At 64.4% G+C, this 21843-nt stretch carries 18 protein-coding genes; 6 read left to right on the top strand and 12 right to left on the bottom strand.

Features of this window, described 5'->3' with window-relative positions:
- Nucleotides 1-82: 82 nt before the first annotated feature.
- Nucleotides 83-763 (bottom strand): hydrolase, encoded by a 681-nt coding sequence (locus DOM45_RS01270; protein ID WP_205909365.1) that lies wholly within the window; start codon nucleotides 761-763, stop codon nucleotides 83-85.
- A gap of 370 nt (nucleotides 764-1133) precedes the next feature.
- Here DOM45_RS01270 and betC point away from each other — a divergent pair, with 370 nt between their 5' ends.
- The 5 genes from betC to hemG all read left to right on the top strand — a co-directional run bounded on the left by betC (nucleotide 1134) and on the right by hemG (nucleotide 8233).
- Entirely contained in the window at nucleotides 1134-2648 is a 1515-nt protein-coding gene (betC, locus tag DOM45_RS01265; RefSeq protein ID WP_110597701.1) for a choline-sulfatase, read from the top strand.
- A 180-nt stretch (nucleotides 2649-2828) separates the two neighbouring features.
- Nucleotides 2829-4418, top strand: a complete 1590-nt coding sequence (locus tag DOM45_RS01260) for an ABC-F family ATPase (protein ID WP_110597700.1) — start codon at nucleotides 2829-2831, stop codon at nucleotides 4416-4418.
- Nucleotides 4419-4496: 78 nt separating this feature from the next.
- Entirely contained in the window at nucleotides 4497-5129 is a 633-nt protein-coding gene (locus tag DOM45_RS01255; RefSeq protein WP_110597699.1) for a cysteine hydrolase family protein, read from the top strand.
- 163 nt (nucleotides 5130-5292) lie between these two features.
- Nucleotides 5293-6651 (top strand): aryl-sulfate sulfotransferase, encoded by a 1359-nt coding sequence (locus DOM45_RS01250; protein ID WP_205909364.1) that lies wholly within the window; start codon nucleotides 5293-5295, stop codon nucleotides 6649-6651.
- Nucleotides 6652-6793: 142 nt separating this feature from the next.
- Complete coding sequence (hemG, locus tag DOM45_RS01245; protein ID WP_110597698.1) at nucleotides 6794-8233, top strand: protoporphyrinogen oxidase; 1440 nt, start codon at nucleotides 6794-6796, stop codon at nucleotides 8231-8233.
- A gap of 43 nt (nucleotides 8234-8276) precedes the next feature.
- Here the strand turns inward: hemG and DOM45_RS01240 are convergent, their stop codons facing one another.
- The 5 genes from DOM45_RS01240 to DOM45_RS01220 form a co-directional block, all read right to left on the bottom strand.
- A complete protein-coding gene (locus DOM45_RS01240; RefSeq protein WP_110597697.1) occupies nucleotides 8277-9074 on the bottom strand; it encodes an HAD-IIA family hydrolase in 798 nt (265 codons plus the stop codon).
- Nucleotides 9075-9186: 112 nt separating this feature from the next.
- Complete coding sequence (locus tag DOM45_RS01235; protein ID WP_110597696.1) at nucleotides 9187-9876, bottom strand: GntR family transcriptional regulator; 690 nt, start codon at nucleotides 9874-9876, stop codon at nucleotides 9187-9189.
- 140 nt (nucleotides 9877-10016) lie between these two features.
- The gene (locus DOM45_RS01230; RefSeq protein WP_110597695.1) at nucleotides 10017-11333 is read right to left on the bottom strand and encodes a short-chain fatty acid transporter; all 1317 of its coding nucleotides are present in this window, start codon (nucleotides 11331-11333) and stop codon (nucleotides 10017-10019) included.
- A gap of 91 nt (nucleotides 11334-11424) precedes the next feature.
- On the bottom strand, nucleotides 11425-13251 hold the full coding sequence (locus tag DOM45_RS01225) for a CocE/NonD family hydrolase (protein ID WP_110597694.1): 1827 nt from the start codon (nucleotides 13249-13251) through the stop codon (nucleotides 11425-11427).
- A gap of 177 nt (nucleotides 13252-13428) precedes the next feature.
- Nucleotides 13429-14361 carry a 2-hydroxyacid dehydrogenase gene (locus tag DOM45_RS01220; RefSeq protein WP_110597693.1) on the bottom strand — a complete coding sequence of 311 codons (933 nt, stop codon included), beginning with the start codon at nucleotides 14359-14361 and terminating at the stop codon, nucleotides 13429-13431.
- A 42-nt stretch (nucleotides 14362-14403) separates the two neighbouring features.
- Here DOM45_RS01220 and DOM45_RS01215 point away from each other — a divergent pair, with 42 nt between their 5' ends.
- Complete coding sequence (locus DOM45_RS01215) at nucleotides 14404-15324, top strand: LysR family transcriptional regulator (protein ID WP_110597692.1); 921 nt, start codon at nucleotides 14404-14406, stop codon at nucleotides 15322-15324.
- A 16-nt stretch (nucleotides 15325-15340) separates the two neighbouring features.
- On the opposite strand, the gene DOM45_RS01210 is transcribed toward DOM45_RS01215, so the two are convergent.
- From DOM45_RS01210 to DOM45_RS01185, 6 genes are all read right to left on the bottom strand, one after another.
- The gene (locus tag DOM45_RS01210; protein WP_110597691.1) at nucleotides 15341-16966 is read right to left on the bottom strand and encodes a gamma-glutamyltransferase; all 1626 of its coding nucleotides are present in this window, start codon (nucleotides 16964-16966) and stop codon (nucleotides 15341-15343) included.
- Nucleotides 16967-16973: 7 nt separating this feature from the next.
- Complete coding sequence (locus DOM45_RS01205) at nucleotides 16974-17654, bottom strand: RraA family protein (protein WP_205909363.1); 681 nt, start codon at nucleotides 17652-17654, stop codon at nucleotides 16974-16976.
- A gap of 103 nt (nucleotides 17655-17757) precedes the next feature.
- Complete coding sequence (locus DOM45_RS01200; RefSeq protein ID WP_110597690.1) at nucleotides 17758-19041, bottom strand: TRAP transporter large permease; 1284 nt, start codon at nucleotides 19039-19041, stop codon at nucleotides 17758-17760.
- Nucleotides 19038-19595, bottom strand: coding sequence for a TRAP transporter small permease subunit (locus DOM45_RS01195; protein WP_110597689.1), 558 nt, complete (start codon nucleotides 19593-19595; stop codon nucleotides 19038-19040). Before DOM45_RS01195 ends, DOM45_RS01200 begins: the two co-directional genes overlap by 4 nt.
- A gap of 7 nt (nucleotides 19596-19602) precedes the next feature.
- Complete coding sequence (locus DOM45_RS01190) at nucleotides 19603-20604, bottom strand: TRAP transporter substrate-binding protein (RefSeq protein ID WP_205909362.1); 1002 nt, start codon at nucleotides 20602-20604, stop codon at nucleotides 19603-19605.
- A gap of 117 nt (nucleotides 20605-20721) precedes the next feature.
- Nucleotides 20722-21783 (bottom strand): serine hydrolase domain-containing protein, encoded by a 1062-nt coding sequence (locus tag DOM45_RS01185; RefSeq protein WP_240612248.1) that lies wholly within the window; start codon nucleotides 21781-21783, stop codon nucleotides 20722-20724.
- Between the last annotated feature and the right edge of the window lie 60 nt (nucleotides 21784-21843).

The following is a 21843-nucleotide window of genomic DNA, read 5'->3' as shown; positions in this document are numbered from 1 at the left end:
CGGAGATGGGCCGAACGCGTCGGCCGCGCTCCCGACGTCGCCGCGGGGATGACGGTCGCGAGCGGCCCTCGGGTATCGAGCGTCAGCGCGCGGGAACCGGTTCCTGTGTCGGGCCGTGTTTCACGCGCTCTTCGGCGCCGTGCACCATGGTGTAGGCGTAGTCGACACCCATGCCGTAAGCGCCGGAATGCTCCTTGACCAGTGCCATGACGGCGTCGTAGGTATCGCGGCGCGCCCAGTCGCGCTGCCATTCGAGCAGAACCTGCTGCCACGTCATCGGTACCACGCCGGCCTGAATCATGCGCTGCATGGCGTAATCGTGAGCATCCTTCGAGGTACCACCCGAGGCGTCGGCGACCATGTAGATCTCGTAGTCCGCGTCATGCATGGCGGAAAGCGCGAAGGTGTTGTTGCACACTTCCGTCCACAGGCCGGCGACGACGACCTTGTTGCGGCCATTTGTGGCCAGGGCGTCGCGCACTTTCTGGTCGTCCCAGGAGTTCATGGACGTGCGCTCGAGAATCGGAAGATCCGGGAAGACGGCGAGCAGTTCGGGAAAGGTATGCCCGGAGAAACTGAGCGTTTCCACCGTGGTGATCGTCGTGGGGATGCCGAAGATACTGGCGGCCTTGGCCAGCCCCACCACATTGTTCTTCAGCACCTGCCGGTCGATGGACTGCACGCCGAAAGCCATCTGCGGCTGCTGGTCGATGAAAATGATCTGGCAGTTGTCTGGCGTCAAGACTTCCAGTTTCGGTGACATGATCAGCCCTTCTCGATGTGTGATAGCGGAAAGTCGCAGTCGAATCGAGCGGGTCAGGGCCTTGTCGCGCACCTTTGCGGCGGCCGTGGACGTCTCGACTCGTGGCTACCAGGCTACCGAAGGGCGGTCGATGAAAATTGAAGGAAACGGCGTCCTTTGGGACGAGACAACGGCGATGCGTGAAGGACGCCATCGCCTCGACGCCGTCCGGCAAGTTTCGGGAAAGGTGCCGACGACGGAGCCTGGCGGCGTATCGCCTAGCCCAAGCCCCACTTGGCCTCAGGCGTCGAATTGATCGTTTGCGCCACTCCTTCAGCGAAGCGCAAGCTGACGGTATTCGAACGCCAAGACAACGACGCAGGGGGAATGCATGACACGACCCAATATTCTGGTGCTGATGGCCGATCAGCTGAACGGTACCCTGTTCGAGAACGGGCCGGCGGACTTTCTGCACGCGCCGAACCTGAAGAAGCTGGCCAGGCGCGCGGTCAACTTCAACAACGCCTACACCCCGAGCTACCTGTGCGCGCCGGGTCGCGCCGCTTTCATGTCCGGACAGCTGCCGTCGCGCACCGGGGTCTACGACAACGCCGCGGAGTTTCGCTCCGCCGTGCCGACCTGGGCGCATCACCTGCGCCGGGCCGGCTATTCGACCTGCCTCTCCGGCAAGATGCACTTCGTGGGGCCGGACCAGTTGCACGGCTTCGAGAGCCGGCTGACCACCGATGTCTATCCCGCCGATTTCGGCTGGACGCCGGATTACCGCAAGCCCGGCGAGCGAATCGACTGGTGGTATCACAACCTGGGCTCGGTCACCGGCGCCGGCGTGGCCGAGATCTCCAACCAGATGGAGTACGACGACGAGGTCGCCTTCCACGCCGAGCAGAAGCTGTTCGATCTCTCCCGCGGGCACGACTCGCGGCCCTGGGCGCTGTGCGTGAGCTTTACCCACCCCCATGACCCCTATGTCGCCCGTCGCCGGTTCTGGGACCTCTACGAGGACTGCGAGCACCTCGATCCCGAGCAGGCTGTAGTGCCCTTCGACGAGCTCGACCCGCACAGTCGGCGGATCTTCGAGGCCAACGACTACACCCAGTTCGATATCCAGCCCGAGCACGTGCGCCGGGCACGCCGCGGCTATTTCGCCAATATCTCCTATATCGACGACAAGGTCGGTTCGATTCTGGACGTGCTGGAGCGGACCCGGATGCTCGACAACACCGTCATCGTGGTCTGCTCCGATCACGGCGACATGCTCGGCGAGAAAGGGCTGTGGTTCAAAATGAGCCCGTTCGAGGGCTCCTCGAGAGTCCCGTTGATGATCGCCGCGCCGGGACTGGCGCCGCGTTCGGTGGAGACGCCGGTGTCGACCATCGACGTCAACGCCACCCTGGCCGACCTGGTGGGGATCGATCTCTCCGAGGTGGCCCCCTGGACCGATGGCCAGTCGCTGCTGCCGCTGGCCCGGGGCGGCACCCGCGAGGCGCCGGTCTACATGGAGTACGCTGCCGAAGGCACCCAGGCCCCGCTGGTCACGATTCGCGAAGGGCGCTGGAAGTTCAACCACTGCGAGCTCGATCCGCCGCAGCTGTTCGATCTCGAGGCCGATCCGCACGAGACCCGCAACCTGGCCGACGCCCCGGCGCACGCCGAGACGCTGGCGGAATTCCAGGCCAAGGTCCGCGAGCGCTGGGACATGCAGCGCTTCGACGCCGAAGTCCGCGAAAGTCAGGCCCAGCGGCTGATCGTCTATGAAGCGCTGCGCAACGGCCACTACTACCCGTGGGATCATCAGCCGTTGCAGGACGCCTCGCAGCGCTACATGCGCAACCACATGGATCTCAACATCGTCGAGGAGTCCCAGCGCTTCCCCCGCGGCGAGTGAAAGCCCGAACACGGGGGCTCTGCGCAATCTATCGCTATGTGGCGTATGAGTGGGCGCCGCATGCGCGTACAATCCGCATGAGACGAACGTCCAAGACGACAGTCGAGCCTGCCTCGGCTGTCGTCGTTTCGTTCCCTCTGTCGTCGTTTCATTCACGCCGTTTCCGCGAGATTCCCCGCTGTGCTCTCTACTGCCAATATCACTATGCAGTTTGGCCCCAAGCCGCTGTTCGAGAATGTTTCCGTCAAGTTCGGCGGTGGCCATCGCTACGGCCTGATCGGCGCCAACGGCTGCGGCAAGTCCACCTTCATGAAGATCCTGGGTGGTGATCTGGAGCCGACCGGCGGCCAGGTGATGAAGGACGTCACCACGCGGCTGGGCAAGCTGCGCCAGGACCAGTTCGCGTTCGAGGACGAGCGGGTGATCGACACCGTGATCATGGGTCACGAGGAGCTGTGGGAAGTCACCGCGGAGCGTGAGCGTATCTACTCCCAGACGGAGATGAGCGACGAGGACGGCATGAAGGTCGCCGACCTGGAGGTGCGCTTCGCCGAACTCGAGGGCTATACCGCCGAGGCCCGCGCCGGCGAGCTGCTGCTGGGACTGGGCATTCCTCTCGAACAGCACACCCAGCCGATGAGCGTGGTCGCCCCGGGCTGGAAGCTGCGCGTGCTGCTGGCCCAGGCGCTGTTCTCCGACCCCGACGTGCTGCTGCTCGACGAGCCCACCAACCACCTGGATATCAATACCATCCGCTGGCTGGAGGAGATCCTGCGGGCGCGCAGCTCGACCATGATCATCATCTCCCACGACCGCCACTTCCTGAACAGCGTCTGCACCCACATGGCGGATCTCGATTACGGCGAGCTGCGGCTGTTCCCGGGCAACTACGACGAGTACATGATCGCTGCCACCCAGGCGCGGGAGCGGCTGCACGCCGACAACGCCAAGAAGAAGGCCGAGATCGCCGAGCTGCAGCAGTTCGTCAGCCGCTTCTCGGCCAATGCGTCCAAGGCCAAGCAGGCGACCTCGCGCCAGCGCAAGATCGACAAGATCCAACTCGAGGAGGTCAAGCCCTCCTCGCGGGTGAGCCCGTTCATCCGTTTCGAGCAGAGCAAGAAGATCCACCGCCATGCGCTGACCGCCGAGAAGCTCTCCAAGGCGTGGGGCGACAACGTGCTGTTCGAGCGTTTCGGGCTGCAGGTCGAGGCCGGCGAGCGGGTCGCCATCATCGGCCCCAACGGCATCGGCAAGACCACACTGCTCAACTGCCTGGTCGGCACGATGGCCCCGGACGCCGGGGAGGTGAAGTGGACCGACGCGGCGGAAGTGGGCTATTTCGCCCAGGACCACGCCGCCGATTTCGAGAGCGGCGAGACGCTGTTCGAGTGGATGCGCCAGTGGACCACCGAAGGCGAGCAGACCGTGCGCGGCGCGCTGGGGCGCATGCTGTTCTCCAACGACGATATCGGCAAGTCGGTGAAGGTGATCTCCGGCGGCGAGCAGGGGCGCATGCTGTTCGGCAAGCTGATCCTGCAGAAGCCCAATGTGCTGGTGATGGACGAGCCCACCAACCACCTCGACATGGAGTCGATCGAGGCGCTCAACCTGGCGCTGGATAACTATCCCGGCACGCTGATCTTCGTCAGTCACGACCGCGAGTTCGTCGGCTCGCTGGCGACCCGCATCATCGAGATGAAAGAGGATGGCATCGTCGATTTCAGCGGCAACTACGACGACTATCTGCGCAGCCAGGGCGTCTACGGCTGAGCACCACCACCGCTTCGTGGCCGGAGGTGGACTACGCTGAACGACAGCGAGTCCATCCCCTGTCAGGAGCCTCCCGCCATGACATCTGCTCTCTCCCAGCGCATCGATCCGCTCAAGACCGCCCTGGTCCTGATCGAATTCCAGAACGACTTCACCACTCCCGGTGGCGTACTCCACGAGGCCGTCAAGGCCGTCATGGCGCGTGACGACATGCTGGCCAAGACCCAGCGTCTCGTCGCCACGGCACGCGCGGCGGGTGTCAGCGTGCTGCACGCGCCGATCCACTTCGCACCCGGCTATGGCGAGATCACCGCCCAGCCCTACGGCATCCTCGCGGGTGTCGTCGAGGGCAACGCCTTCGTCAAGGGCGAGTGGGGTGCGGAGATCTGCGAGGCGCTGACGCCCCAGGCCGGTGACATCGTCATCGAGGGCAAGCGCGGGCTGGATACCTTTGCCTCGACCAACCTCGATTTCATCCTGCGCAGCAAGGGTATCGAAACCATCGCGCTGGCCGGCTTCCTGACCAACTGCTGCGTCGAATCCACCATGCGCTCGGGCTACGAGAAGGGCTTCGAGGTGGTGACGCTGACCGACGGTGTCGCCGCGACCAGCGAGGCCGAGCACGATGCCGCGATCCGCTACGACTACCCGATGTTCTCCAAGCCGATGACGATCGCCGACTTCACCGCACGGCTGCCGGACGCCGCTTAGGCGCTAAACATTGGCGGGGAGGGATCGAAACGCCGTTGCCGAGGTCTATCGGAAAGCCGATGGCCATGCGTCATGACTATCATCGGCCAGACAGGGAGCGCCGGCAGGCTGTCGTGCCGGCCACGCCCGCACAGGGCGAGACTCGACGAAGGAGCGACGAGCGATGATGACACGGAGAGGATCCGTTGCGGGACTGCTGGGCGCCTGGCTGATGGCCACGGCGACCACGGCGCTGGCCTTGCCCAGCAGTTTTCCCACCGGCACGACCTACTACGATCCCGAGCGGGCCTACAACGGCTTCGTGCTGTTCCCCGGTGGTGACCGCAAGACCCACCTGATCGACATGAACGGCAACGAAGTGCACCGTTGGGACTACGAGAGCTTCCCGCCCATTCCGCTCTCCGCCGAGCAGGCCGGCGGCGAAAAAGGGCATCTGTTGGTGCAGTCGGCACGGGTCGACAAGCTCCCCGCGCATGCCAGCCCCGGCAACGGGCTCACCAACGCCGCCGTGGCCGAGGTGAACTGGAACGGCGAGGTGAAGTGGCGGTGGGGCAGCCAGCAGGATCCGGTCTACCAGCATCACGACATGCGCCGGCTGCCCAACGGCAACAACCTGGTGATGACCGCCGAGATGCGGGAACTCAACGGTTTCGATTATCCGATCATCGACAACGGCATCGAGGAGGTCGATGACGAGGGCCAGGTGGTGTGGACTTGGAAGGCGGGCGATCATCTCGACGAGATGGGGTTCTCCGATGCCGGCCTTCGCTCGCTCAAGGAGTCCGAGGATCCCGACTTCCTGCATCTGAACACCGCCGTACCGCTGGGCCCCAATCGCTGGTACGACGCCGGCGACGAGCGCTTCGCGCCGGACAATATCCTGGTCAATTCGCGCAACGCCAACGTCACGTTCATCGTCGACCGGCAGAGCGGCGAGATCGTCTGGCGTATCGGCCCCGACCTGCCGGCCCTGCAGCTCAATGGCAAGCTTGGCCGTCCCGTGGATCAGACCGTGGGGTCCCACGACGTCCACCTCATCCCCGAGGGCCTGCCGGGGGCCGGCAATCTGCTGATCTTCGACAACCAGGGCAATGCCGGCTTCCCGCCGTCGAAGCAGGGATTTTTCTCTTCCTCCCGCGTGATCGAGGTGAACCCGAGCAGCGGCAAGATCGTGTGGCAGTACACCGGCAACATGTCGGGACGTTCGCCCTACACCTTCTATAGCTCGTTCATCTCGAGCGCGCGGCGGCTGCCCAACGGCAATACGCTGATCGACGAGGGCCAGAATGGCCGACTGTTCCAGGTCACGCCGGCAGGCGAGATCGTGTGGGAGTACGTGAGCCCGTTCTTCGGCAAGTCGATGCCGGGCGACGATTACGTCACCAACCAGGTCTACCGCGCGCAGCTCGTGGATTACGACTGGGCGCCGAAGGGCACGCCGCACGAGGAGACCGCGGTGATGCCGGACTGCGACCTCTATGTCGCGGCGCCCGGCTGTCATCCGGGCGGGCACGACGAGTGAGCCCTTTGAATGAGCCTCTGAATGAGTCCGGCGAGTGAGCGCTCCACCGGCCGGCGTGGCGGCAAGACGCCGCACGCCGGCTGGATGCGGGGCGAACGATGTCTGCGTAGACTTCACATGACACTCTCCCGCGCGAGCTCCCATGACCAGCCATGCTCCAGATGCCCCGGCCGACACGCCGGCCGACACGCCGGCCGACCGACATGAAGCGCCTGCCGACACCCTGATCGTCGGTGCCGGGGCCACCGGCCTCGCTGCTGCCTGGGCGCTTGCCAAGCGCGGCCAGCAGGTCACCGTGCTCGAGAGCAACGACCGGGTGGGCGGCAACCTGCGTACCGAGTGCGACGGCGACTGGCAGATCGAACACGGTCCCAACACCGTGATCATGAAACCCCCGCTCTACGCGCTGCTCGAGGAGCTCGATCTCCTCGACGAGGCGCAGCCGGCCAACGCCATCGCCAACAAGCGCTACGTGGTGATGGCCGGCAAACCGGTGGCGCTGCCGATGACACCGGCCGAGGCGTTGACCAGCCCGCTCATCGGCTGGCGTGGCTGGTCACGGCTGGTTCGAGAACCCTTCATCGGTCGCGCGAGCGCAGCGGAGGAGACCCTCGCCGCTTTCGTCGAACGCCGCCTCGGCCCACGGATTCTCGCGCGGATGGTCGATCCGTTCGTCTCCGGCGTCCATGCCGGTGATCCGAACCGGCTGTCGGTCCAGGCAGCGATGCCGCGGCTGGCGGCCATCGAGCGCGAGCACCGCTCGCTGATCCTCGGCGGTCTCAAGCGCCTGCGCCAGGCTCGCCGCGAGCCTTCGCCGGTGCCGGCCGAGTGGCGCGGCAAACTGGTCAGTTTCCCCGGTGGTCTCCAGCACCTGGCCGACCGCCTGGCCACGCGAATCGACGCGCAGCCGACGGCCGCGATCCACACCGGGTGCGATATCGTCAGCGTGCATCGTGACGGCGAGCGCTGGGAGGTGAAGGACCGCCTAGGGCAGGTGTGGCGCGCCAAGTCGCTGGTGCTCGCGGTGCCGGCCCCAGTGGCGGCACGGCTATTGGCGCCCACGGACTCGGCCCTGGCGGAGCCGCTGGCGGCGATCGCCTATCCGCCGGTCAACGCCATCGCGCTGGGTTTTCGCGAGCAGGAGATCGCCCACCCCCTGGATGGCTTCGGGGTGCTGATTCCCCGCTCGGAGGGACGGCGCACGCTCGGTGCGCTGTTCTCGTCGACGCTATTTCCCCATCGGGCACCGGCGGGGCACAAGCTGCTCAATGTCTTCATCGGCGGCCGCCAGGACCCGGATGCCGCCGACGGCGAGGATGCGGCCCAGGTCGCGCAGGTGATCGACGATCTTGGTGATCTCCTGGGGATTCATGGCGAGCCGGTATGGCAGCGCGTCATCCGCTGGCCACGGGCGATTCCACAGTACGAACTCGGCCACCTGAAGCGCATCGAGGCGCTGGACGCGGCGCTTCAGGCCCATCCCGGGCTGCACCTGGCGGGCAACTGGCGCGGGGGGATCGCGGTAGGGGACTGCCTCGAGAATGGCCGGCTGCTGGGGGAGCGTCTGCTGTCGGAGACTTGAGGCGAGGCGGCGCGGAGAGCGCCGCCTCGATGCGTCTCCGAGGCTACTTGTCGACCAGTTCCGCCACCGAGGACATGATCTCCTTGGGTCGGAACGGGTAGCGTTCGATCTCCGCCTTGTCGGCGATGCCGCTGAGCACCAGCACCGTGTGCATGCCCGCTTCGATGCCGGCGACGATATCGGTATCCATGCGGTCACCGATCATGCCGGTACCGTCGGAGTGGACGCCGAGCTTGTTGAGCGCCGAGCGGAACATCATCGGGTTGGGCTTGCCGACGATGTACGGCTTGCGCCCCGTCGCTTCGGTGATCAGCGCGGCGACCGCGCCCGTGGCCGGCAGCACGCCTTCCTGGCTGGGCCCGGTGGCGTCCGGGTTGGTGCAGATGAAGCGGGCGCCCTGGTTGATCAGACGAATCGCCTTGGTGATCGCCTCGAAGGAGTAGGAGCGGGTCTCGCCGATCACCACGTAGTCCGGCTTGGCATCGGTCATGATGAAACCGGCCTCGTGGATCGCGGTGGTCAGGCCCGCCTCGCCGACGACGAAGGCCGAGCCACCCGGTGCCTGGTCGCGCAGGAACGCCGCCGTCGCCAGTGCCGAGGTCCAGATCTTCTCCTCGGGGACCTCCAGGCCGCTGTGACGCAGGCGCGCGCTGAGATCGCGGGGGGTGAAGATCGAGTTGTTGGTCAGTACCAGAAACGGAATCTCCCGCTCCCGCCACTGATTGATCAGGTCCGCGGCGCCGGGAATGGCCTTGTTCTCATGGACCAGGACGCCATCCATATCGGTCAACCAGGACTTGATGTTGCGTCGACTCGCGGTGTTGTCTTTCTTGCTGGCCATGGGACCCCTTTAGCGTGCGCGTGGAGAGATGATCGGTATCGAATCGCTTGCCCCGTCAGTTTAGCAAGTTGTCGCGCGGACGTGCGGGCGACCCTACCTTGATAGGCCGAGATCACGAAGAACTCAGCGAGGTCTCCAGCAGCTCAGGAAGGTTGAGTATCGCCTTCATGATCGCCTCCTCGCCCGAGGCAAGGTGCTCCGTCATCAATCTCGCCGCTTCGTCCCCGCAACCGCTTTCCAGCGCGGCAACGATGCCTGCGTGATCATCGTTCCAGTACTCGCTCGATTGACCATATACCATGCTGACATAGGCGATTCTCATATGATCGTCCGACAGCTCCTCGATCAGTCGCGCTAGACGGTCGTTGCCCGCGGTATGAGCGATCAGGCAATGAAACCGGTGGTTTGCCTGGGAGAAGGCGATCATTTCGGCGGCGCTGTTACGGTCGTAGCTTGCCGAGCTGCAGTCACGCAGGGCGCGTAGCTTGTCGCCGTCGAGTCGCCCGGCCGCCAGTCGGCAAAGCTCCGGCTCGATCAGCCGGCGCGCCTGGTAACTGTCGCGAATACTCTTGATGGTGATCGGGGCCACGGTGTAGCCCAGTCGCCCCTGATTGAGGGTCAGCCCTTGTTGCGTGAGTCGCGCCAGGGCATGGCGGATCGCCGCCTTACCCAGGGCGTAGTGCTCGGTGAGCCAGGCTTCGGTGATAGTGGTGCCAGGCTTCAGCGTGCAGGAGATGATGTCTCTGCGCAGGGTGTCGAAGGCTTGAGCGTTAAGGTTGCCTTTTTTCGGGGACGTTGCCATGGCCGATTTCCGTGAGGATGGCGCAGTGGCGCCCGATGAGTCCGCCGGATGCTGGAGCAGCCCGAGTGTCGCCGGAAACTGTCTGCACCCGCCGGCCTCTCGGACGACACTCGACGTTGGTGTGTGGTGATGCGGCCACTTTACAGCATGGAGAGCAGCACGAAAGCCGCGATGATGGTAGCGCCGCACAGCAATGTCCACATCACGCAGTAGCCCATGATGTCCCTGGCGGAGAGGCCGGCAACGCCCAGCAGCGGCAGTGCCCAGAACGGCTGCATCTGGTTGGTCCAGGCATCACCCCAAGTAAAGGCCATGATGGTCTGCGGTATGTCGGCCCCCAGCGTCTTCGCCGCGTCCAGCATGATCGGTCCTTGAATGGCCCATTGGCCGCCGCCGGAAGGGATGAATATGTTGATGATCCCCGCCGACACGAACGTCAGGATCGGGAAGGTATGAACGTTGGCGATATCAACGAACCAGGTCGAGAGGGTGTCGGCCAGTCCCGAGACCTTGACCATGCCGGCAATCCCGGCGTACAGCGGAAACTGCATGATGATGCCGCGACAAGAGAGGACGCCTTCCTTGACCGCCTTGCCGAAGCTTGCGGGGCTAGGTTGCAGCAACAGGCCTATGGTCAGGAAGATCAGGATGACCAGGTTCAGACTCAGCGTGAAGCCGAGCTGTTGGAAGTTGATCACCAGGTATCCCAGGGGCAACAGCGCCAGCACGAGATTGGGCAGGCGATAGTGCTCCAACTTTTCGGCCCACGGCATCTGGCGGGTATCGACGATCCCCGTGTCATTGTTCAAGGGCTCGCCCTGGAACTGCTTGACCTCGTCACCCTCCGGTTTGACCCGGGTAAAAACGAAATAGAGCAATGCCAGCAGCACCAGAGTCAGGGCGACGTTCCACCACGAGTAGAGAGTGTCGGTGATCGGTACGATACCCACCACGTCCTGCATGAAATTACCTTCGGAGGCCATCAACAGCGGGATCGAGGCCGTGGTGCCACGGACGATCTCCCCCGAATAAGCGGCGGCAACGGCGAGGGGAAAATGGAGTCCTGGCACGCGGCGCCCCATCTCCCGGGCCAGGAAGGCGCCGACGATCATGCCGAACCCCCAGTTGATATAGAAGGTCACCATTGATACGACGGCGATGATACCGGCGGCCTGGGCCGGGTTGTCGGGGATGTCGACCAGGCGATCGATGAGGCGCGCGACGATTGGCGTCTTGGCGATGACGAAGCCTGTCAGCAGAATCAGGCACATCTGCATGGCGAACTTGTAGAGATTCGAGAATCCCTCTCCCCAACCGTTGAGCATGGTATAGGCGCTCTGCCCTTCGATGGTCACGCCGAGCAGGAAGACGACCGCGCTCAACGCGATGGCCAACAGCATCGCGTTGGGCAGACAGGTCTGGACGAACTTGAGGCACAGCCGTGTCAAGAATTGCATGGAGAGACCCCATTGGTTGTTGTGGGCTTGTTCTTTGCGTTGAGCGACGCCCGACCGGTCGTCGCGGGCCTGTCCGAAACGGGGGAAAGGGTTATCGGCGGGCCATCATGGGCAGTTCGATATGCGAGGCGTGGGCGGCTTGTCGGCCTATGGTGATGGTCGGCACGACGCCATCCGGAATACGGGAGAAGTGGTCGTTGTCAGCAAGTGCGATCGCCACCCGTAGGCGATGGCCAGCCTTGAACAGCCACGATATCGGCAGCAAGTCGAAGGCGATCTCGCTACGCTCGCCGGGAATCAGGTAGCGGGCGTCGCATTCGTTGAAACTGTGATCCGGGCCAAGCGACGGAATATTATCGGGGCCGGACGAGAGTCGTCGGTGCAGGGCGCGGAAGACACCTTCGGTGACATAGGATGCCTGCCCCTGTTCATCGATGTCCTCGAGATAGACGAACAGGGCGCAGTCCTCGGTATCGCTCTCTAGGAACAGTCGCACGACGGGGTGGCCGGTCACCTCCATGTCCGATTCTAAGCGGTCGGTGGTATAGCAGAGCATGCGCTCGTCCCGACCATGCCAGTCTGGGTAGTAGCGCTCGACGTTCTGGGCGTAGAGGCGGTTGTAGCGGGACTGGTTACCGCTACCGCAGCGATAGTCGCCGACATATCGGTCCGCTGCCGTTTCCGCCGTCGGCGCGGTGTCGGCGAGCCGGTGGTCGGGCTGAAAGTAGAGCCTGTTGAGCGTCGTCTCCGCGGGTGGCCACTCGCTGGCGGACTTCCAGCGTTCTTCCCCCACGGTGTAATAGTGCACCGGTGGTTCATTGCCGATACCGGTTTCCAAACCCATCAGATGCTGGTCGAAGAAACGCAACGTCTCCGCTAGCGCCTTGTCCTGCGGTGCCGGATCGTGTCGAAACGGGCTGGAGCCGGTGCGGGCCCCATGATCCCATGCGCCGAGCATCAGCCGCTTGTCGGGGTTTCGCTGCCAGTTGAAACGCAGCGCCGCGCCACGGGAGTAATGGCCGTCCATCCAGCCGGAGATCGTGTAGACGGCGGTCTGTGAGTCGGCGGTGCGATTGGCGTAGTGGTAGGGGCTGATGGTAGCCGATGTGAAGTCCGGCGACGTATGCAGGGCCCGGTCCCGGTAGGGCAGTTGGTGGACGAAATCTGCCATGTCGAAGTTGGCGACATGCTCCTTCAGTGCTGCGGCAAGCATGGCGCCGTCCGTGTCTTCATCGACCGGCGCCGGACCCTCGAAGTGGTCGCCGCGAAAATAGGGGAAGCTGGCCCTCTCGTCGGCGGCATCGTCGTCGAGCGCCTCCATCAGACGGCCGTACTCCTTGACCAGTCGACGGCACATGACGCCTCCCGGGTAGAGCTGATTCGACCAGGTATCCCAGACCGCCGAGTGCGGCACGATAGCCTTGACGGCTGGATGGGCCCAGGACGCGGTGAAATCGGCAGCCGCGCCGAGGTAGGAGATGCCGGTCACTCCTATCGCGCCGCTGCACCAGGACTGTTGGCTGATCCAGTCGATCACCTCCAGGTAGTCCTCGCGCTCGTTGGGAGAACGCAAGCCGGTGCGAGTGCCATAGGAAGCGCCACTACCACGCACGTCCACGGCAACCAGCGCATAGCCTCGCGCCAGCAGCAGCGAGCGGAACACGGCGATGTTGGGACAGTCTTCCGTGTCATCCGGGGCGGCGGGCTTCAATTTCATGCGCCGGTAGTAAGGCGTGAAGAATGCGACGACGGGGAGTCGGGCGTCAGAGGAGGGCTGACTGCCGGGAAGGTGGATGTCAACGGCGAGGCGAATACCGTCCCGCATGGTCAGGTAGTGCGATGAGAGTCGCTGGCCTTCGAAGATTGGCTCGCGGCTCCCCAACCAGGTCTCGGGGCGAAAGGTAGAGGTGTCCGACACGGCTCAAATTCCTGTTTATTGTACGGATTTTATTTAGAAAGGTTGAACTCATGTTTTTGACATGTCAATTAATTGTTTTTGAAACTCCTATGCTGAAAAGGGATCGGACGATCGCCCTTGCAGTTTGGGTTGGTTTCTCCGGCAACAGGCCGTTATTGGTGGGTGAGCTATTTTGCGTCAATACCCGCGTGTGGCATCGGCCAGATCATCCACGTGCCCGGTCTGCTCGAAGCGTTCGATATTGGCGGCAACGATGCGGCTGCCGGTGGCGGGATCGATCAGCGAGGCGATGTGCGGCGTCACCGTGATCCTGGGATGCGACCAGAACGGATGCTCGCTCGGCAGCGGCTCGACGTGGAAGACATCCAGCGTGGCGTGGCTCAGTTGGCCCTCGTCCAAGGCCGCGGCGAGATCCGCCTCGACAAGATGCTGACCCCGGCCGGCATTGATCACGCTGGCACCTCGCGGCAGCCTGGCGAAGAGCTCGGCGTCGAGGATCCCCGTCGTCGCCTCGGTCAACGGCAGCAGACAGACCAGAATCTCGCAGTTGCCGATGAAATCATCGAACCCGGCGTCGCCGGCGTAGGTGGTGACCCCCTCGATCTCGCGCTGCGTACGTGACCAGCCGAGCGTCTCGAAACCGAGGGCGGCGAGCGTCAGCGCGGCACTGCCGCCGAGATTGCCCAGCCCCATGATGCCGACGGTGCGACCGGTGGCGGGCGGCACCACCAGCTGCTGCCAGTGCCGCTCGCGCTGATTGGCGGTGATTGTCGGCATGTCGCGGTGATGGCGCAGCACATGCAGCGCCACGTATTCGCGCATACGCTGGGTCAGATCTGCCCCCACGGTGCGGATGATCGGCACCCCCGATGGCAGCTCGCGGTCGGCCAGGACGTGATCGATCCCGGCGCCCAGCGAGACGATCGCCTTGAGGTTGGGGAAGGGGAGAAACGCGCCGGTCTTCGGCTTCCACGCTACGGCATAGGTGACCGCCTCGACATCGCCCGGATCGTGGATCGGGCGGATCGTCCAGCTCGGGAGTAGCGCCTGGAGCTGCTCGATCCACCAGTTGATCTTTTCGCGATGGGGGTGTGAAACAATGATGGTCATGATGATCTACCTGATAAGAACAAGGTTGGGGATGTCCCAAGGATGAATTTCAAGCAACTGGAAGCCTTCTACTGGCTGGCCCAACTGGGTAACTATCAACGGGTCGCCGAGCGGCTCAGCCTGACACAGCCTGCCGTATCCGCGCGTATCAGCGCACTCGAAGAGGCACTCGGCACCCCTCTGGTCGAGCGGCGTGGCCATGACTTCGCGCTCACCGAATCGGGCCATGCGGTGGCCGGCTATGCCGAGCAGTTCCTGAATCTTCGCGAGGCGATGAATAGCCGTCTCCATCAGCGCCAGCACCAGCGGCTCTCGATCGCGATGACCGGGCCGGCAGCGCTGACCTGGGGCGTGGCCCTGAAGGACGACATCGCCCACCACGCGGCGGATCTCGTCGTCGACTTCCACGCTTCGGCAAACTATCAACTGCGACCGATGATAGCCTCGGGGAGCATCGACATTGCCTTTCTCTCCAACGACGCCGGACTCTCGCCTGTCGAAGGCAGCTTTGCGGTGCAGTATCGCGTCGGCTGGGTGACGCGTACCGACGGCGCGGCCGATGTTGCCAGGTCCAGGACGCCCGACGAACTGCGTCAGATGCCGCTGATTCTCTACCCGCGTTCGTCGCCACTGTTCTCGCCGATTGCCGACTACGTGCATGAAGACCAGCTCGGCCGGGGGCCACGACACTATGCCAACTCGCTGCCGATGATCGTCGAGATGCTGCGTCAGGGTTTTGGTCCCTCGGCGATTCCGCTGGCGGTGGTGGAGCCCGATATCGCCAGTGGCCTGCTGGTCGAAATCCCCACCACGACCGCGCTGGCACCTTTGGAGATTCGCTGCGTGCACCTCAACGAATCGCGCCGCCCGCTGATAGACGACCTCTTCGAGCTGGCGCGCCATGCCGCGAAGACCTGGTGCGATGACCACCTCGACTATGCGCGCTTCGTCGACTCGGCATGACCACGGTGCCGTCGGTTCAGGGCCGTACCGCGGGCGCATCGCTGCCGAGCGACCCCAGCCTGAACGGCGTCGGCGCGGCGCCCCCGCCGATCGGCTGAGTGGGATCGTTGATGCCAATACATTCGCCGGTTTCCGGGTCCCGCGAGACCGCCGAGACGCAGGCGTAGAGCTTGGGAAATACCAGCTGCTGGGCGATCTCCAGTGCGAAGCGCTCGCCCAGCCGCGCCAGCGTCTCGGGGCTGAAGCGGGGATCGACTCGCACCGAGCCGCGATAGCTGGCATCGAGACGCGGATGATGCACGGCCTGTTCCAGGCTCATGTCGAAATCCATCATCAGCGCCGCGACCTGGGTCACCGCCGGCATGATCAGGTTGCCGCCAGAGGCGCCCACCGAGAAGCGTGCCTCGCCGCCCCTCACCGCGACGGTCGGGCACATGTTCGAGGCGTTGATGCGTTTGCCGCCCGCCATGGTGGTGGGGTAACCGGGGCGCGGATCGAAATAGCTGACGCTGTCGTTCATCAGCATCCCGGTCGCCGGCAGGGTGACGCCGGAACCGAAGCGATTGAGGAGCGTGTAGGTGAGCGCCACCATATTGCCCTCGGCATCCACTGACGACATCGACGAGGTACAGGCGCCATTCTCGCCGTCGGCCGCGTTCAGCACGCCGTTGCGAATCTTGTGCTGCTTCCAACACGCCTCGAGCGCCTCGGCATAGACGAGCCAGGTCTCAGGTGTCGGGTTTTCCGGCGGCGCAGGCATGGCGTCGAGCGCGTGCGCCAGCATCTCGCGCTGGCGCAGGCCGCCGGAGACCTCGCCCGGAGTGTAGAGTGTATAGCCGCGATGCTCGGCGGCCATAGCGGCATACTCGAACACCTCGTAGGCAGCGAGATCCTCCCGCGAGATACGCGAGCCGCCGGCCTGAAGGTCGGCGACGATGCGCTCGGCCAGGGCACCGCGATAGAAGCTCTCGGCGCCCGCCTCGGCGATCTCGCGCAGCGTCCCGGCGAGCTGTGGAATGCGTAGCCGGCTCTCGGGCGTGGCCGGATGACCGCCAGGCAGATAGATCGAGGCCGATATCGGGTCGCGGGCCAGCGTCCTGGCACAGACACCGATCTGCAGGCTGGTGAACCAGTCGACATGTAGGCCGCGGTCGGCCAGCGCGATCGCCGGTGCCATCACCTCGGCACGCGGCTTCGTGCCGAAACGGCGCAACGCATGTTCGAGCCCGGCCACGGCGCCGGGTACGGTGATCGAGCGATAGCCTTCGATATTGGCGTTATCGACCACGCCGGGGAAGCCCATGGGGGTCGCCGGCAGGCCGGGATCGACCGGATAGTCTTCGAGGCGGGTATCGCCGGCCAGGGTGCCCTGAAAATCGAGGGCCACCGCGCGCTGCTCCCGCGCCAGCCAGATCACCATGAAGCCCGAGCCGCCGAGCCCGCTCATCCACGGTTCGACGGCATTGAGTGCATAGGCGGTGGCGACGATGGCATCGATGGCGTTGCCGCCGGCATCGAGCTGGGCGGCGCCCGCCTGCGCTGCCAAACGGTGCTGGGAAGCGACCACGCCGTTCGGGGAGCGCGCGGCTGGCGTGGCCAGGGTCCAGTTGTCGATATCGGCATGAAGCGTGTTGGTGGCCATGGCTGCCTCAGGTTGCCAGTTTTTCTTCGATCATACGGGAAGCGCCGGACAGATCACCCAGGCGCTCTCCCGCGCTGACACGGGCTTCGTTCTTGAGGCCGGTGGCGGTCTTGGTCTCGCCCGCGTCGAGCACGGCGTCCAGATCCTCGGGGGCGATGAACAGTACCCCGCACTCGTCGGCGAGTACCGCATAGCCTGGCAGTACGGCGGCTCCCCCGATCGCGACCGGAATATTGAAGCCGCCACCGGTATTGTAGAGCCGCGTGGTGACCGGCGAGGCACCGCGGGACCACATCGGAAAGTCCTGCTCGCGAATCTCGGCGGTGTCGGTATGAGGGCCGTCGACGCAGCCGCCGGCGATCTGCATCGACGCCGCCATACGGGTTACGCCGCCGCCCCAGCAGGCGTACTTGCGGTCGCCGAGACGGTCCACGGCGAGAAAATACCCCGGGCCCATCTGAGCCAGGCAGTGATGCAGGAGGGTGCTGTCGAGCCCCGGGATCGCCAGCGTGCAGACGGTGCCGACGACGGTCTTGCTCGGCAGTACCGGCGAGATCGCCGGGCTGGCGAAGCCGAAGTGATAGAAGTGGCCCAGGGTTGCGGTCTCGAGCTTGGCGAGACGCTCCAGCTTGTCGGCGGCGATCGGCTCCGGCATGGGATTAATCTTGTAGGTCAGTTGCGTCATCATGGCTCTCTTGTGTTTGGGGATAGGCGACGAGTCGAGACCGACCGCTGTCAGTGTCCGATCATGGCGGTCGATTGTGTGTCGATGACCTTCGCGTCGGGACGGTTCACGAAGGCCCCAGCAGCAGGTCAGGCAGAAGGGTCGCCACGCCGGGAACGAAGGTGATCAACAGCAGCACCAGGAACAGCGGAACCAGCATGGGAAGGACGGCCAGCGTGACGTCTTCGAAGCGGACGCGACCGACCTTCGAGACGATGTAGAGTCCGATCCCCATCGGCGGCGTGGCGATGCCGAGCAGCAGGCCGAGCTGGATGATGATGCCGAAGTGCACGCGGTCGATACCGTAGGCGTCGATCACCGGCAGCAGCGTCGGCACCAGGATCAGCTTGGCCGGCACACCTTCGACCACGCAGCCGACCACGACGATGAAGACCAGCAATAGCATCAGGAACACGTAGCGGTTGTCGGTCAGGGCGAACATCTGGTTGGCGATGTGTTGAGGCGCCTGCTCGATCGCCAGCACCCAGCCCATGGCAATGGAAAAGGCGATGATGATCATGATCACTGCCGTCATCGAAGTGGTGTCGGTGAGCGCCTCACGGAACTTTCGCCAGGTCAGCTCGCGATACCATAGCCCCAGTCCGATACAGTAGAGACATGCCAGCACGCCCGCTTCGGTCGCGGTGACGAAACCGGTCATGATCGAGCCGAGAATGATCGCTGGCGCCAGCAGGGCCAGGAAGCCGTGCCTGCCAGTCACCGCGATCTCCCGTCGCGAGGCGCGTGGTTGCATGGGGAACGTTTCGCGAGTCGCGCGCAGCCGCAGATAGAGCATCAGCGACAAGCCCACCAGCAGCCCCGGGACCAGTCCTGCCAGGAACATGCGTTCAATGGAGACCTGGGCCAGGAAGGCGTAGATCACCAGCCCGATGGAAGGCGGGATCAACGGCCCGATCACCGAGGAGGCCACGGTGATGGCGGCGGAGAAGTCCGCGCGATAGCCTCGCTCGCGCATCGCCTTGATCTCGATCGCTCCCAGGCCGGCGCAATCCGCGACCGCAGCGCCGGAGATGCCGGCGAAGATCATCGAGGAGAGGACGTTGACCTGCGCCAGCCCGGCACGGAAGTGACCCACCAGCGCATTGGCGAAGGCGAAGATGCGGTCGGTGACACCGGTGACGTTCATCAGGTTGCCGGCCATGATGAAGAACGGCACGGCCGTCAGCGAGGCCTTGTTGACCCCCTCCAGCATCTGCTGCGGAATGATCTGCAGGGCCGTCGAGAAATCCGAGGTGAGAAAGGCGAGGGTCACCGCGCCGCCGATGGCGATCGAAATCGGTACCCGCAGCAGGATCAGCATCAGGAAGACGCCAAACAGAACGTAGATCATGGTGCCACCTCCGGATGGAGTGGCGCGGTATTCTCGGGGAGGCCGACGCAGCACTTGGCGATATCGACGAGTGCGGTCAGGGCCACCAGCGCGCTGGAGATGAAGAGCGGCACGAACAGCGCCTGCCGCGGAAGCTCGTCACCCCAGGGCAGCAGCACGCCCTCGACGAACCCGGCGGCGGAAGCCATCACCGTAGGGGCCTGTTGCACCAGAATCACGCTGACGCCCAAGCCGACCGCATCGGAGAGCAAGCGACTGACGATATCGCCGGCTTGGCCAAGGCGTTTGACCAGGAAGTCGATACGCACGTCCTTGAGGCGGACGTAGATGGCGAAGAAGCCGAAGAAGCTCAGCCAGATGAACAGCACCATGGTCCACGGCCAGAACCACCACACCGAGACATCGAAAGGACGCAGCAGAAAAGTGGCCGCCGTCAGTGCGAGCATCGCAAGAAGGCACAGATTGCAGAGCCACAGGCAGGCCCCGCCGAGCGTCCACAGCGCTCGATCGGCACCCGCCACCAGGCGTCGAATGACGTTGTCTTGCTCACTCATGGCGTCATCACTCCGCTGCGCCGCGAGTGTCTTTGACCGTCTGCAGGAACCCCTCGGGTAGATCGCCGGCGGTATCCATCTGCCGATAGAGCTGCTGGGTGCGCTCGATGAATGGCTGCGTATCCAGTTCGGTATAGCTCAGGCCATGTTGCTGCATTCGCTCGAGGCTGGCCCGGGTCACTTTGGCCAGGGCGTCATGGCTCTCCTTGCCGGTTTCCCGGTAGGCCCGCATCAGGCCGGCCCGAGTGTCGTCGTCCAGCGCATCGAGCGCTGCCCGGTTGGTCATGAAGCCGATCGACTGATAGTACTCGTTGGTACGCGCCATGTAGGGCGCTACCTCGTTGAAACGCATCGACTCGACCATGGCAACGGGGCTGGTAACCGCCTGGACGATATCCTTGGAGATCGATTGATAGACCTCCGTCCATGGGAGAGTCATGACCTGGGCGCCCAGGTTGTCCCAGACTTTCATCAGCAACTGATTGGCCGGCATGCGCATTTTCAGGCCGTCGACGTCCTGAAGCCCGGCGACCGGCTTATTGGAGACCAGCACACGATAGGGCCCGCGCACGATAGCGGAGGGGTCGCCGAGCGGCACGATGCCGGACTTCTCGGCGGCATGCTCGAACCAGCCGTCGACCAGCTCGGAGTTCATGAAACGCGACCAGTGATCGTAATCGTCGAAGGCGAACGGTGCCACGACCCAGGCCAGGTCGGGCTCCCAGCGCTTCAGGAAATTGAAGCCTTCGGCGTAGATCGTGACGACCCCCGACTGCAACTGCTCGAGGATGGCGTCTTCCTTGCCGAGCTGTTCGTTGGGAAATACCTGAATGGTGAGTTCGCCGTCGGTGTACTGCTCGACCTTGTCGGCGAACGCCTGGAAGAGCTCTCCTTCCGGACTGTCGACCGGCATCTTGGTAGCCATGCGCCAGGTCTCGGCATGGGCGGCCGTGGTCAAGGCGACAGCGGATAGTGCCGCGAGCGTCGCGGCGAGCATTGAACGTCTCATGGTGCGCTCTCGATTGTGTTTGGAGTTGGAGTGAGTCGCTTGATAAGAGGAAACCGATTTCGGACGTTAGCGTCCAATCGATTTTTCTTTGGCCAGGGATAAGCGATTTTTGTCGTGCTAGCCGCCTTCGGCGCTGGCGGTCGCTTCGTTCGTGGCTGTCGCCTCGATCAACTCTCTGACCAGTGCCTCGACACGGGTGTTGTAGGCGCTGCCGTTCGAGGGCGGGGTGGGATCGGAAGTCATGACGACGGTCATGGCGCGGGAGGGGATGACGTAGAGCAGCTGGCCACCGTAGCCCCAGCCGTAGTAGACCGGTTCGCCGGCGAGTTCGGTGATGAACCAGCCATAGCCGTAGTCATCGCCGTTGAAGAACGAGCGGGTGCGGGGCTGCCACGACTGCTCGATCCAGTGGGCGGAGATGATGGCCTGTCCCTCGTGCATGCCACCCTGGCGATAGAGCTCGCCGAATCGCAGTAGCGCGCGTGGCGTCAGGCCCATCTCGTTGCCACCGAAGTAGATCCCTTGCGGGTCCCGCGTCCACGGCGGAACGGCAACACCGAGCGGATCGCCCAGCCAGTCCCGGGCCAGCGCCAGCGTGCTGCGCCCGGAGGCCTCGGTCAGTGCGGCGGAGAGCAGGTGGCTGTTGCCGGTGGAGTAGAGCATGCGCCCGCCGATCTCGGCGACGAAGGGGCGCGTCAGGGCATCGCCGACCCAGTTCGCGCTCGTCACCCAGGCGCCATAGTTGCCGCCGGAGGTGCGCTCCAGTCCGGCCTGCATCGACAGCAGGTTACCGACGGTGATCTCGCTGACGCGTGGGTCGACATCCGCGGGGGCCCGGGCCCCCAGCAGCTCGACGACGGGCTGATCGACGCTCTCGATCACGCCGCGGTCGATGGCCGCGCCCACCAGGGCCGAGATCAGCGTCTTGGAGAGCGACTTGATATTGGCCGTCTCGTCGGTCGCGTGGCCGCGAAAGCCCTCTTCGATGACGGTCTCGCCATCGATGGCGACCAGCAGGGTATGGCTGCGCGGCAGGGCGCCAGCGCGCTCGACGACGCTCTCCCGCTTGTCGGTGGCCAGGGCCGCGGCCGCCGGCTCGAACGGCAGCAGCGTCAGCAGGCCAACGAGGCAGAGACGCCAGGCAGGCATGTCGCGAGGGCTTTTCAGGGAAGTCGGCATGTTTCCGAGTGTGGCGCATGCCGGCGCGATCTGCCACGTGGGGCCGTCGGCTCGTTCCAG

The organism is Salinicola lusitanus, from assembly GCF_003206045.1.
Taxonomy (GTDB): Bacteria; Pseudomonadota; Gammaproteobacteria; order Pseudomonadales; family Halomonadaceae; genus Salinicola; species Salinicola lusitanus.
The sequence above is the reverse complement of the archived record's forward strand: the minus strand, read 5'-3'. Positions and strand labels throughout refer to the sequence as shown.